The sequence below is a fragment of the Scytonema hofmannii PCC 7110 genome (assembly GCF_000346485.2).
Classification (GTDB): Bacteria; Cyanobacteriota; Cyanobacteriia; order Cyanobacteriales; family Nostocaceae; genus Scytonema; species Scytonema hofmannii.
Genome location: NZ_KQ976354.1, coordinates 7,802,697 through 7,816,206, shown reverse-complemented (window position 1 = coordinate 7,816,206; position 13,510 = coordinate 7,802,697). Strand labels below are relative to the sequence as shown.

Here is a 13,510-nt window from a genome sequence, read left to right as displayed (position 1 = left end):
CAGTGACCAGTGACAACTAACAACTAACTACTGACCAATGAAAAAATGGAATAACTGGCTATTGCTACTAGCAGTAGTTGTATTAACGATCGCACCGTTGATTGTAAAGCAAGACTCGGAATTTGGCGGTGCAGATGGTCAAGCAGAAGAGGCTATCAAAGAGATACAGCCCCAGTATAAACCTTGGTTCAATCCTTTAATTGAGTTGCCTGGGAAAGAAGTAGAAAGTCTATTGTTTGCCGTACAAGCAGCAGCAGGCGCAGGTGCAATTGGCTATGTTATTGGATTATATAAGGGGCGTTCGGAACTCAGTAAGAAGGAGAATGAAAATTCACATTGATACATTAGCTTATACTAATCGCTTGCGTTGGTTGCCACCAGAGCAAAAATTACTATTTGCTACTGCTCTGTTACTTATTTCTACCGTTGCCCATCCACTTGTTCAAGTTCTGATTGCGGTTTGGATAAGTATTTGGATAGTGCTTTATGCAGGAATTCCTATTAAAACTTATTTGAACCTAGTTTATTTTGCCGCTTTATTTTGGCTGACTAGTTTTCCAGCTTTAGCCATCAATGGAGTTGATATTGCTCACATTCATATAGTGCAGCAAAGCGACTCAATTTTTGGTGTCACTTTTGGTTCTTATTATTTATATATTAGTCATCGGGGTATTGAGCAAGGATTAACCATTTTGTCGCGATCGCTTGCCTCTGGTTCTTGCTTGTACTTTATTATACTCACTATTCCCTTCACCGAACTGTTACACATTTTCCGTCGTATGGGAGTTCCAGTGCTTGTAACTGAGCTTTTATTACTCATGTACCGCTTTATTTTTGTACTATTAAATACGGCGACTGAGTTATGGATTGCCCAACAAGCACGTGGCGGCTATCGTACCTTTTCCGTTGGCATGAAAAGCTTGGCGCTGTTGATAGGACAGCTGCTCAATCGAACTATAAAGAATTATCGTCAAGTTTCTTTAAGTCTTGCAGCACGAGGTTTTAGTGAAGAATTGCGGGTTTGGCATCCCCATCGCTATCATCAATCCAAGCGCTTTATTATGGAAGCAATTTTTGGCTGTGCATTATTGATCGGTTTGGAATGGGGATACTATGCAGGAATGGTTACTCGAATTTGAGCAAGTTTACTATACCTATCCAGGCGGAAAACAACCTGCCTTGAATGGACTAACACTTAGAATTCCTGCCAATAAAAGATGTGCATTAATTGGTCTGAATGGTTGTGGTAAAACCACACTATTTTTGTTAGCTAATGGTTTATACAAAAGTCAAAAGGGAAGCATACTTTGGAAAGGTAACCATCTCAAGTATGACCGCAATTCTTTAATACAATTAAGACAAAAAGTCGGGTTGATTTTTCAAGATCCAGAACAACAGTTAGTTGCTTCTACTGTTGAGGAAGACATTTCTTACGGTTTATGTAACTTAGGGTTACCAGAAGCAGAAATTCAACACAAAGTTGAACAAGCTTTAGTAGAGTTTGGGTTAACTGAACTTGCAGAAAGACCAGTTCATCATCTGAGTTTGGGACAAAAAAAACGAGTTTCTATAGCAGATGTTATGGTATTACAACCTGAGTTACTGTTGCTAGATGAGCCTACAGCTTACCTAGATAAATTACATACCAGGAACCTAATGGTAACTCTAAAAAAGATTCATGTTTCTGGAACAACAACTCTGATGGCCACCCACGACTTAGACTTAGTTTACCGTTGGGCAGACTGGGTTTTTGTTATGGATAAAGGGCAACTTGTCTTAGAAGGAACGCCACAGTATATATTTGCAAAACAGGATATTTTAGAAGAGTTACAGTTAGGAGTACCGCTCATATATGAGCTATTATTTGCTAATGGGATCGTTGAAGAAGAGCCTGCGTTAGAACAGTTGCGACAACGAATCTTAAAGTCATTCCGTTATTTGTGACAGAAAACAACACCAAGCAATGTTCGTAATCGCGAAACCAATACTACTCGGATAAGAATTTTGTGGGTTGGGCTTTCCCCTTGGGGAAACTCAACAATGTCCTGTAAATGTTGGGTTTCGTTCCTCAACCCAACCTACGTATTTTCGGATTTTTACCCAAAACCTACGCAGTATTGATCGCGAAACGCTCGTCCGCCTACGCGGACTTAATATAAAAGTCCACGTAGGTGGACTTTGTTTGTATATGTATAGCCCCAGAATTCCATTCTTGCAGGCTTTTGCCAAAACGGGATGCTTCCATTCTGAGGGCAATCTGCCAAATTGGGATACTCCCTAAATTTTTGCTGGAAAAATTTGCCGCACGGTCAAATTTAATTCAGGAAAAGTCGGTGAGATCATGCGATCGTCTCCGCGAAACTGCGTCACTCGCTGATACTCACCGTCAATCAATTCATAAATCGAGAGAGTGGGCTGCTTGGGATTGCCGATGAAAAGTTTGCCACCCAAAGCAGCGTAGTCCGCAATCCAGTACTCAGGAATACCCATTTCTTCATAATCAGCGAACTTTTTCAAGTAATCATCACGCCAGTTAGTACTGACGACTTCAATAACCAGAGGAACTGATGCACCCTGAGTAACTGTTGATTCTTTTTCCCACAATGGTTCTGCTGCTAAATTTTCGTCATTTATTATCAAGATATCCGGTAAATACCCTGATTCACTTCCAGGTGGTTTTACTAGTGCTTGATTGGGTATGAAGTAAGGCAATTTCAACCGTTTATACTCAACAGTTAATTCAGAAGCTAAAAAACCTTTGATTCGTTCATGTGGTCCCGTTGGTTGCATCTCAACAATTACTCCATTATGCAGTTCGTATCGACCTACTTCAGGCTTCCATTTCAAAAATTCTTCAAAAGTGACTAATTTTGGTATGGCTTGGGTCATAGATATCTCCTTTTAAAAAGGAATCTTTTAATTTTAGCTGTTAGTGTACTGAATCAAGGTTTTAATTATTTTAAGAATTTGTCTAATTACAGATTTTGAACAACCGATCGCTGTACCGACGCTTTAGATGGAGCTGTAGGTGCGTGTTCAATGAGACAATAAGGACGACTGTAACTTAGAGGTGGTTCTAGAGCATGATCCCGCAAAAATTCCGAATTGTTCATCACCTTCTCAGTCTTACCATCAAACACAATTTGTCCCCTACTTAATACAATAGTCCGCGAACAAAGCTCTAAGGCTAAATCTAAATCGTGAGTGGCAATCAGTTGAGTAAGAGGTAAAGTTTGTAGTAAATCAATTAACTGACGGCGCGATCGCGGATCTAATTGAGCAGAAGGTTCATCAAATACCAAAACCTGCGGGTTCATAGCTAAAACCCCTGCGATCGCAATACGTTTTTTTTCACCCCCAGACAAATTATCAGTATTTCGCTGTCCATACCATTCTAGATCGATATCGACTGCTGCCATTGCTTGAAGAACGCGCTCTTTGAGTTCCTTATCTCGCAATCCCAAATTCATCGGACCAAAAGCAACATCTTCCCATACTGTTGGCATAAATAACTGGTTATCTGGATTTTGAAATACTAGCCCCACAAAATTCCGAATTTCTCGCAAATTTTCAGGTTTGACAACCCATTCACCAATAGTCACCTCTCCTTCTTGAGGCAAGATAATGCCATTGAGGTGATACTGTAAGGTAGATTTTCCCGATCCATTTGCTCCAATCAATGCAACTCGTTCTCCTGGTTTGATAAATAGATTAATTTCCTTAAGGGCTTGAGTCCCATCAGGGTAGGTATAGCTTAGATTTGTAATAGTGACTGGATTATGATGCATTGTTGAAGTGTTAGTTGTTGGTTGTTGGTTGTTAGTTGTTGGTTGTTAGTAGGGGCGCAAGGCATTGCGCCCGTACAATAGTTAGCTACTAACCACTAACCACTAACCACTAACCACTAACCAAATAAATAACTTGTCCAAAAAGTGACACAATTAGCGTTAAAGTGAGAGCGATCGCATCACGTCGTCCACCCTGCGGTACTTGTTCTATTGGTGGGACTCCTTGATAACCGCGTGACAGCATTGCTTGATGGATGCGGTTACCTCGGTCGTAAGTGCGGATGAACAAAGATCCAATTGTGTTGCCAACGACTAACCTGATATTACTGTTGCTGCTCATAAGGTTGCGAGATGCGGCGGCTCGTCTCATGGTGTTAAACTCGTTAATTAAAACGTTAATGTAGCGATACATTGATGCCAAAATTGCTACTAACAGTGGTGGGGTTCGCAGTTCTATCAGGGCATTGAGTAGCGCTGGTACTGAAGTTGTTAGAGTCAGCAAATTCAACATCAACAGTGAGAGTAATGTCTTGAACGTTACACTACCCAAAACAATCAGCCCTAGAGTAGTGATTTGTAGCGGACCCCAAGCCCAAAGTACCGTATCACCTCTTCGGAATAAAGTTCCTAGAAGGACGACACCAATAAACCTGAACTCAACGGCTAACCGTTTCAATAGCACCCTGAGGGTAACTTGACTGAGTAATATGACGCCTACCACAGCCAAGCCATAAATTAACCAAGTCCACCAATGTCCATTCGGGGTTATGACTGTGGCAAAAACGAGCATCAACGTACATAGGATGCGAGTACGGGGAGCAAGTTGGTGCCAGGGTGTGAACTTTTTACTATCGACATCAAGAGCTATTGCCCCAATATGCAGCAGCATCTAACGATTTTTGCTTCCTTCATCTTTTGCTTCCTTCATCCTTCACAGTTTATACTTCATACTTCGTTGGAATCATCATACTCGGGGTGAGATGAACTTGAACCACGGACAACGAGTTTGCCAATTCCCCAAGCCAAACCAAAAGTTGCTAGAGTTCCCACTACCCCAGCAATGGGGGTAGCTAGACCTTCTGGGACACCTCTAAGAGCGTATTCATCAAAAAAAGAGTGGAAGGGAAGTTTTTTAGCTGGTGCATCTTCAACTGCTTTATCTTCAAATTTGAGATCCTGGGAGACTCGATCTAAGCCATCGGGATCTTTGCTGGCAAAAGGAGAGAGGAAAATTGCAATCAGTAGGGCAACACCCAAACCTGCTATGACGAAAGCACGATTGCGATCGCTTATCATATTGTGACTCATAAGATTTCTCAAATTACTCTCTAATCGTTATTGATGTGGAGACAAAGGTCGAGAGACAACAGATTTGCGTGGGGGATCGTAGAACATATCGGGTCGAGTCCGCCAAATAAACGAAAGTGAGATCACAGTGATTGCGGCTTCACCGATACCGATAAGTATGTGCCAAGTTGTCATTGCTGTCAATGCTACTGATAACGGAACTGTTCCAGATATGGCTAGTTGTACTGCACACACAAGTGCGGCTACAACTACACTTGTCCAGGCTGCAACCGCCGCGCCAACCACCATGCCTGATAGTTTATTGCGACCTATGGCGATTCGGATAGCTTTGTATAAGTAATAACCTGCAAATGTCCCAATTAAGCCCATATTCAGGATATTAGCTCCTAACACTGTCAAACCGCCATCTTGAAAAAAGACGCTTTGGACAATAAAAACGGCTACCATCACCAAGGAACCAGCCCAGGGACCTAATAAAGCTCCCGCTAAAGTTCCGCCCAAAAGATGCCCGGAAGTGCCTCCAGGAATCGGGAAATTAATCATTTGAGCAGCAAAGATAAAAGCCGCACACACTCCCATAAGGGGTACAGCTCTTTCCTGGTATTCTGCTTGCGATTTTGACAGCGAAACAGCAATCAATGCGATCGCGATCGCCCAAGTTACAGCGATAACAGGTAAATTCAAAAAGCCATCCGGAATATGCAATCCTAGATGGAGTTGAAATATCCCATGCATCCATCCTGAGTATGAAATAAAAGCCAACACGATTGTATATCCGTAATTTAACGATTTTCTTTAGACAGATTATGCGATATCCGTAAACTTCTAGTTAAGCTTAGAGTTTCTTTAGATTTCAATGCGATGGGGGGGGATTTGGGGATTTTGGATTTTGGATTTTGGATTTTGGATTTTGGATTTTGGATTGGGGATAAGCAAAAAATTACCTTTTCATACCTAGGTTATAAGAAATTGCTTGCTAATTGATAACAATGACAGGAACAATGGTGAGAACCGTTAAATCTTTGGGTATTATTATCTGGGTTCGATCTATAACGATACTGAATATGTTTATCTTAAGTAAATATACTGTTATTTTTCCTATCAGCTTGAGTATTGCTTTTCTCATGACTGCTTGTAATGAAAGCAAAGTTAATCAGTGTCAACGATTGATGGAAGTGGTTAACAAAGGAACTGAGCTTATTGATAAGAATAAAGGGCAGCAGGTTATAACCAGCATACAACTATCAAAGGATTTGCAAGCTGTAAGTAAAGAGATTGAAGAACAGAACTTCAAAGATCCGAAGCTACAGGAATTTCAGAACCGTTTTGTCAAGGTGTTTGAGACTGTTAGCAAATCGATTGCTCAAGCAGGTCAAGCTTTGGGTTCTGCTAAGGTAGCAAAAAATTCATCAGAAGGTCGAGTCAAAATTCAAAAGGCGAGAGGAGATATCGATACAGCCCTGACAGCAGCAGCAAATGCTGCTAAGCAGTTAGATGGTGCGGCATCAGATTTGAATAAGTACTGTAACCAGCCAGAATAGAGCAAAGAGGGGTTAGGGATTAGGAAAGTACATTAGAAATTACGTATTATGCATTCTTACCTTCTCCTCTCTGTCTCTACTCAGTAATATTACTACTATCGCAGTGATATTTATTTAATCCAAATCTATAGCAACTGAAAAAAAACAGGCTATAATCGGTGGCTGAAACGATGCAATGTAGTTATCAAAAAAGGCAGAATATCCATGTCAGACCAATTTACGTTTACCGTCACTAATCAAACTGGACAAGCAATTACAGAGTTGTGGGCATCTGTTGATGATGAAGAGTGGTCTCAATTTACCCTGAGTGATGAGGGAATTCCCTCAGGTGAAACAGTCACAATTGCTTGGGCTGAATATACGAATGATTCGCCCTGTGAATGGTATATTAGTACTGTATTTGAAGATGAATCAGAAACTGAGCCAGTCCTATTTAACTTCTGTGAAGAACCGGATCTAGTCATCGAATAAGTTCTTCAAAAGGTGTGGGTGGGACTGTTGTTTATCTGGCGTTGCATACCATCTTTTCAACTGCACCACCAACATAATCAAAAACTTACTAGCTTTGAGCGCACTGATGCTCCTTATTTATTGATTCTTTAATATTGTTTGTAGTTCATAAAAGTTAGTATAAAGCAACTTGAAGATGAATTTTACGGGGCTTACGCAAAAATTGCTAGAAACTTTGATTTATCGAACCGCCAAGACGCCAAGAGCGCCAAGAATTCGTAGAGCGTGCGTAAGTTCTATTTTAATTTGAGCGCTATTTTCTAATAGGTAAGTACCGTTTTGCTATTACCCTATAGAATGTCATGTCATGTCCTAACTGCAAGCGGACGCAGAGGTGTTGTCCGGCTTTTTCTCTTGCGGTTATATTCTTCAACTACATTTTTGTAGTCAGAGCAATTGTATCTGTCAAAAATCTCCGCAAAAATATTGGGCATTTTTCTATAGGTCGAAACCTCTAAATCTCGAAGCAAGATGTCTATATATTTCTGGTAACGGGCGTTAACCCCAGATCCACGTGCGGGTTCAAAGTGGATATGTGCGTTTTTCCATTGGCGGACGTGTTCAATGTCTTGCTCCATCTTTTCGACTGAGGGCAATTCAAGCGCTCCTTCTAGATAAGCGCAAAGCCAGAGTGTGCCAATTTCGACGCCGGGTACGTGTAAAAACCCATGATTGAAACCTATAAAAGCAAGATTGGGGATTCTTGGGTGGATTAAGTGTCGGTAAAATTGTACACCATCCTTTTGAACCTCCAGCAGATGTCGATACTTTTCGGGCAGAAAGGGAAAAACTGGAGTCTGCGAACCTAAAGATAATACGACGACATCGCAGTGGATTTCCTCCCCCTGCTCCAATTTTATCGTTTCCTGAGAAAAACCGGACAATTTTGTATGATGTGGTTGTATCCGACCCTCAGCCACAAATCTATAATAAGCATCTGGTGCTAACGCCATGGACGAACGCATGTCAAGCACTAAAGAATGCGTCGGTTGTACGGCTTTTAATCTACTTACAGCAGCTTGGTCGAGACCAAAACCGATACGTTGAATTTGTAACCGCAAAATTAACTCGATCAGGCTCCAAAAACCGGAGACAATGAAATTGAGACGGCTATGGAGAAAGCGCTCTGCCATAGTTGGATGCGCCCAACTTGGGATCATGAAAGAATTTATCCGATTGAATAAGGCGTAAGTATAGTGGATACCCAAAATCCTTTGTGGCAAAAGCCATCTGGGTGTACGAAATACTTGGTGTACCTGCCGACCACGCTGCGCCGCCAGCACAGCCATGTCGATAGCGCTCTTCCCAAATCCTACAACAGCAACGCGCTTGTCATTGAAAATGTCGAGGGATTTGATATCTCGTTCTGTCACAACTTCACCAGTGAATTCCGCTTCTCCCGGAAATATTGGGCGATGTTTTCTCTGCGTATATTGACCTATGGCAACTACAACATATTCAAATGTGTCTTCGTGACAACCATCTTTGTTTTGGTATTGCACTCGCCAACCATCCTCAAGTTCTTCAAGTGCAAGAACTTCGTGTTTGAGACGAACATCAATCTGAAAATTATTGACCGCTGCACGCAAATATTGTAAGATTTGGGTTGATGTGGGATGTAAATCCGGCATGAAAGGCCAGGGAAAATCGGATAAACAATATTGTTCACTGATGCTCTGAAGGCGAACTTCCGGGTATGCTACAGCCCAAACACCACCAATCTCTGTAGACTTCTCAAAAACAACAACCTCATATTCCTTCTTTTTAAGTACGTTTGCTGCCGCAATTCCTGATATACCAGCGCCTATAACTGCAATTCGTTTGTTTTTTTGAGAGATCATATTTGATATTTAATATTTGCAATCATTGGATTTTTTTCAAGATATCCTGTTTTTCAGAGAACTTTTTCAACTTATGAAATAGCTTTACTTACAGCCATTTTCAGGTAAATAGACCACAGATGTAGTGGCGCAAGGCATTGCGCCACTACCAATAATGTGGTTCATTTAGGTGAAAACTGCTGTAATATTCTTTTTAAGGTATTGCATAAGTTATTAGCCTATTAGGATCTGTGTAAAAAGAACTTGAACACTTGCTATGTGAAAGCTAGATTTACAATCTATTTTAGATAAGATTTGTACAACTTATTTTTATATGATGCCTTAATCTATGGAATTTCTATCCTAATTGATACAATAATTAAAATTATTGATTATTAGTATATCGCTCTTCCATGACTTTCGTGAGCGAATAATCTAAAATCCTTGCAGTCACAAGCTTAGGGACTTCCAAGAAATAAATTATCCGGTGATTGTGGGATGGGCGTCCTCGCCCGTCCTATGCTAGTGGCGGGCGGGGACGCCCGCACCACAAGAAATTTTGGGATATTTTTTTATTTGGAAGTCCCTTATATAAAGTTGAGCGATGCCAAAAACCGTCGCCTTAGTTATCCATTAACGCTAAGTAGGCAGGTGAACCACCCGATGAATTTCTGGAAATCTCTAATGGTCTCAGCTTTTAGCCTGACATCAATGTCAGGGCTACTTTTTTGCTCTTGGTGTCTGCAACACAATTTTTATTATTAGTAATTATTAATACTTATTAATAAGCAATATTCCGGGTTGACAATGCCTCTCTCTGTCAAAAGGAATGTAAGTCTAAATTTATATATAAATACAATGAGCGACATTGGTCTGCTAATGGCAGGCGTGTTGGCAGCAGGGCAACCATCTGCCCCAAAACTGCCAGAGCAGCCACCAATTAAGGTAAAAGAAGCGGTGAACGGATCGGCGATCGCGGAGGGAACTCAAGTTATTCAACCTGCTGAAATGACACCACCCGAATTTCTACCACTGGATGGTAGTCCTCAATCTGCCCCGTTAGCCATAAAAATAGAAAGTAAAAAAATATTCAGTAATATTACGGAGAAAAAACATCCTCAAACCCCCTACAGCCTAGTACAAGCAGTAGAAGTACGGAGGGGCAAGGAAGACAAGGGGGACAAGGTAGAATTTTCTCCCTCACTCCCTCATTCCCCAGAAAACGATCCCATGTCCCAAGTGACATCTGTATCGCAACTTGGTGATATTCAACCCTCTGACTGGGCTTTTAGTGCTTTGCAATCTTTAGTAGAACGCTATGGCTGTATTGCTGGGTATCCCGATCGCACTTATCGAGGTAATCGAGCTATCAATCGTTATGAATTTGCTGCAGGATTAGCGGCTTGCTTGGAAAAAATCAGCGAATTGATTGGCAATAGTACAAAAGACGCTCTGACTAACGAAGATTTAATTCTGTTAGAAAAGCTGCAATTGGAATTTCAGGCGGAGTTAAAGACAATTCAAGAGCGTGTTGCTTCTTTGGAAGGCAGAACATCACAAGTTGCAAAAAACCAGTTTTCCACAACAACTAAACTTGTTGGACAAGTCATTTTTGGCTTGCAAGGCTCGAACAAAGCTGATATTGATTTGTTTCCTAGAGACGGTATACCCGAACGCAACGCACAAACAAATTTCACATTTGCAAATAACGTACAATTAACACTTGCGACTTCATTCACGGGAAGAGATTTACTCCTAACTGGTCTAACTGCGGGAAACTTAGGCTCTAATGCACCATTTGTATTTACCAATATGGGACGCTTGGGTTATGAACTAGACACAGACAAAGATTTAGTGCTTAACGAGTTGTCTTACCGATTCCCTGTCTCCAATAACTTTGGCATTGTCGTTGGTACAGCAGGTGTGAACCCAAGCAACACCTTCCGTGGTATAAACCCTTTAGAAGGTTCTGGAGAAGGAGCTATCTCTTTATTTGGTCAGCGCAATCCTATTTTGGCAATCGGTAACGGTACGGGCGGCATAGGTTTTGACTGGCAAATCAGCGATCGCATCAGTTTACAAGGAGTCTACAGTGCGGAAATACCCAGTTTTCCCAATAATGCTCAAGCTGGTGGACTCTTTGGTGGTAGATATACGGCTGGCGCTCAGTTAAGCCTTGCACCAACCAACAATATTGATGTAGGCATTCATTATCTTTACTCCCACTCTCCCGATGGCTTGTTAGGAACTGGTATCGGCGATGCTCAATTAATCTCTCCATTTGCACCACCCGTTGCCTTCAACACTCATGCTGTAGGAGCAACTGTAGCATGGCGCATCAATCCCAACTTTCAGTTAGGTGGTTGGGGAGGCTGGACTTTTTCCAATCCAGAAGAACTCTCTGGAAGCGTAAAAACAACCAACTGGATGGCATTTGCTGCATTTCCCAACTTACTCCGGCAAGGTAATCTCGGAGGAATTCTCGTCGGTCAACCACCCAAAATTACCTCCAGCACCTTACCAGAAGAATACAATCTTCCCAACTTTTCCGAAGGCGGAACACCAGGAGGACGCAGCGACAGTGCATTACACTTAGAACTTTTTTATCGCGCCCAATTGAATGAGTATTTATCCATCACTCCCGGCTTACTAGTTCTCTTCAACCCAGATCACAACTCAGCCAACGACACTTTAGTTATTGGAACAGTGAGAGCAACCTTCCGGTTTTAATTTCACACTTGTGTAAATGTAATCAAATGCTTTAAAGCATACGTAGACAATCAGCAATCAATCAACAGGCAACAAGGGTGAGTCCAACACATCCCATAGAATCAGACGTGATTTTTATGACTTTATAATCCACCAAACACATTCCCAATGCAATTCCTTGCGTCTGGTCAAAAACCAATTCAAAACGGCAACCGCATATATCCGCAAATACACGCAGATTCAAACTATCCGCGTCCATCAGCGTTCATCTGCGGTTCAAAAAACAAAATCTCTAAATTAGGTCTACTCCTCCTTAGCAGTTGTAGCCTAGTTTCAGCCATAATTAATTTAGAAGCTCCCAAAGCAGCCGCACAATTAACAATACAAAGCACAGGCAGACTCTCAGGCACTATTCAACTCCCCAGCTTTAACCCTAACTTCAACAACAGGGTCACCCGTATAGATACTGACTCCAACGGTACTTATATGCGAAATATAGGCACCAAGCAGAATCCTAATTTTGTCCCCATATACACATCTAATTTTGTTAAAGTTCAAACACGCGCCGATGGTAGCCTGGGGTACTACGTTGATTTTAAAGGAATTCCCGTCATCTCACTGGATGGCATTCTCTCTTCACCAGCACTATCAGATGGTCAGCTAACACCTTATAGCTACCAAGGCAAAATACCAGAAACAAAATTTCAAGGTGTCGTTCAAGATGAGTTTGGACTGACAAAAGCTTTTTACACTGGTGTTGTGACCGATCCAAAAACAGGACAGCAGTACCAGGGGACATTTGAAGTTAGCGGACAAGGACCTCGATATAGCGATCGCAACGGTGGTGAAAGTCCCACAGTCTTTGATTTGCGATCCGATATACCAGGTAAACCAAGCGTCACGTCCTTAAAAATGGCAAACAGCCCTTTAGTGAGATTGACGATTAAAGTACCTACAGACGCCACACCCATCGTTCGCAATCCCACACCACCGCCACCACCACCAGTTGTTAGTAATCCCACACCCCCACCACCCCTACCACCAATTGTTAGCAATCCCACACCAGCACCTACCACACCAATTGTTAGCAATCCCACACCACCGCCACCCCTACCACCAATTGTTAGCAATCCCACACCACCGCCCCCACCACCACCAGTTGTTAGCAATCCCACACCACCGCCACCCCTACCACCAGTTGTTAGTAATCCCACACCACCGCCTACTACACCCATTGTTAGCAATCCCACACCACCGCCTACCACACCCATTGTTAGCAATCCCACACTACCGCCTACTACACCCATTGCTAGTAATTTCACACCAGCACCTACTACACCCATTGTTGATAACAGCGTTGATAACAGCAATGTGATACCTTTGACCACACCCAGCATAGATGTCAACGAGCCTAATTCTCCATCACCCTCTACTTTGCCTCAGGTAGAGTTTAGCAATGGAAATTCCTTAAACACGAGTCGAACTGACCCCTCTACCCTTGCTTCCGCTATATGTTCGCGAGATAACATGAAAAATTCAACCCAGTGCAGGAAAAAAATATATATACCCAAACCATCAATCGGTCCCCGCAGTCGAGTGATGCTCCGTTGATGCCATTTTAAAAACTAAACTAAGTGGGTAACGAGTAATATAATAGCTAAGTAAGGGCAACATTCCAGAGATGAAACTTCTAATCTCGCAAAGTTGTCCTTATAGTTAGTAAGAAGAAGGTGTTTTCAATGCCCAAGGCCCAATGCCCAATTACCTGATGACGTTTTGTCAGATCATCAGCTAGCTTAAAAATACATGGGGTCTTTAAACCATTTACACGCTT

13 protein-coding genes are annotated in these 13,510 nt (G+C 42.0%); 7 read left to right on the top strand and 6 right to left on the bottom strand.

Translation table 11 applies throughout. The features are described from left to right. Positions 1-37 precede the first annotated feature (37 nt). The 3 genes from WA1_RS32790 to WA1_RS32780 are packed head-to-tail and all read left to right on the top strand — an operon-like array spanning position 38 to position 1,944. The gene (locus WA1_RS32790) at positions 38-340 is read left to right on the top strand and encodes an energy-coupling factor ABC transporter substrate-binding protein (protein ID WP_017747259.1); all 303 of its coding nucleotides are present in this window, start codon (positions 38-40) and stop codon (positions 338-340) included. Further along, positions 324-1,139 carry a cobalt ECF transporter T component CbiQ gene (gene cbiQ / locus WA1_RS32785; protein WP_017747260.1) on the top strand — a complete coding sequence of 272 codons (816 nt, stop codon included), beginning with the start codon at positions 324-326 and terminating at the stop codon, positions 1,137-1,139. The genes WA1_RS32790 and cbiQ (WA1_RS32785) overlap by 17 nt, the downstream gene beginning before the upstream one ends. After that, a complete protein-coding gene (locus WA1_RS32780) occupies positions 1,114-1,944 on the top strand; it encodes an energy-coupling factor ABC transporter ATP-binding protein (protein ID WP_017747261.1) in 831 nt (276 codons plus the stop codon). Before cbiQ (WA1_RS32785) ends, WA1_RS32780 begins: the two co-directional genes overlap by 26 nt. Before the next feature lie 333 nt (positions 1,945-2,277). On the opposite strand, the gene WA1_RS32775 is transcribed toward WA1_RS32780, so the two are convergent. From WA1_RS32775 to WA1_RS32755, 5 genes are all read right to left on the bottom strand, one after another. After that, entirely contained in the window at positions 2,278-2,889 is a 612-nt protein-coding gene (locus WA1_RS32775) for a Uma2 family endonuclease (protein ID WP_017747262.1), read from the bottom strand. Positions 2,890-2,975: 86 nt separating this feature from the next. After that, positions 2,976-3,788, bottom strand: coding sequence for an energy-coupling factor ABC transporter ATP-binding protein (locus WA1_RS32770; protein ID WP_017747263.1), 813 nt, complete (start codon positions 3,786-3,788; stop codon positions 2,976-2,978). 109 nt (positions 3,789-3,897) lie between these two features. Continuing rightward, positions 3,898-4,677, bottom strand: a complete 780-nt coding sequence (cbiQ, locus tag WA1_RS32765) for a cobalt ECF transporter T component CbiQ (protein ID WP_017747264.1) — start codon at positions 4,675-4,677, stop codon at positions 3,898-3,900. A 56-nt stretch (positions 4,678-4,733) separates the two neighbouring features. Further along, the gene (locus WA1_RS32760; protein WP_026135083.1) at positions 4,734-5,096 is read right to left on the bottom strand and encodes a PDGLE domain-containing protein; all 363 of its coding nucleotides are present in this window, start codon (positions 5,094-5,096) and stop codon (positions 4,734-4,736) included. A gap of 27 nt (positions 5,097-5,123) precedes the next feature. Further along, complete coding sequence (locus WA1_RS32755) at positions 5,124-5,861, bottom strand: energy-coupling factor ABC transporter permease (RefSeq protein ID WP_201789132.1); 738 nt, start codon at positions 5,859-5,861, stop codon at positions 5,124-5,126. 224 nt (positions 5,862-6,085) lie between these two features. On the opposite strand from WA1_RS32755, the gene WA1_RS32750 reads away from it, so the two are divergent. Continuing rightward, the gene (locus WA1_RS32750) at positions 6,086-6,637 is read left to right on the top strand and encodes a hypothetical protein (RefSeq protein ID WP_017747268.1); all 552 of its coding nucleotides are present in this window, start codon (positions 6,086-6,088) and stop codon (positions 6,635-6,637) included. 204 nt (positions 6,638-6,841) lie between these two features. Beyond that, positions 6,842-7,108 carry a hypothetical protein gene (locus WA1_RS32745; protein WP_017747269.1) on the top strand — a complete coding sequence of 89 codons (267 nt, stop codon included), beginning with the start codon at positions 6,842-6,844 and terminating at the stop codon, positions 7,106-7,108. Between the two features lie 344 nt (positions 7,109-7,452). Here WA1_RS32745 and WA1_RS32740 read toward each other — a convergent pair whose 3' ends face one another. After that, positions 7,453-8,988, bottom strand: a complete 1,536-nt coding sequence (locus WA1_RS32740; RefSeq protein WP_017747270.1) for a flavin-containing monooxygenase — start codon at positions 8,986-8,988, stop codon at positions 7,453-7,455. An 837-nt stretch (positions 8,989-9,825) separates the two neighbouring features. Between WA1_RS32740 and WA1_RS32735 the strand changes: the two genes are divergently transcribed. After that, the gene (locus WA1_RS32735) at positions 9,826-11,697 is read left to right on the top strand and encodes an iron uptake porin (RefSeq protein WP_017747271.1); all 1,872 of its coding nucleotides are present in this window, start codon (positions 9,826-9,828) and stop codon (positions 11,695-11,697) included. A gap of 147 nt (positions 11,698-11,844) precedes the next feature. Next, complete coding sequence (locus WA1_RS32730) at positions 11,845-13,287, top strand: hypothetical protein (protein WP_017747272.1); 1,443 nt, start codon at positions 11,845-11,847, stop codon at positions 13,285-13,287. The last annotated feature ends 223 nt before the right edge of the window (positions 13,288-13,510 follow it).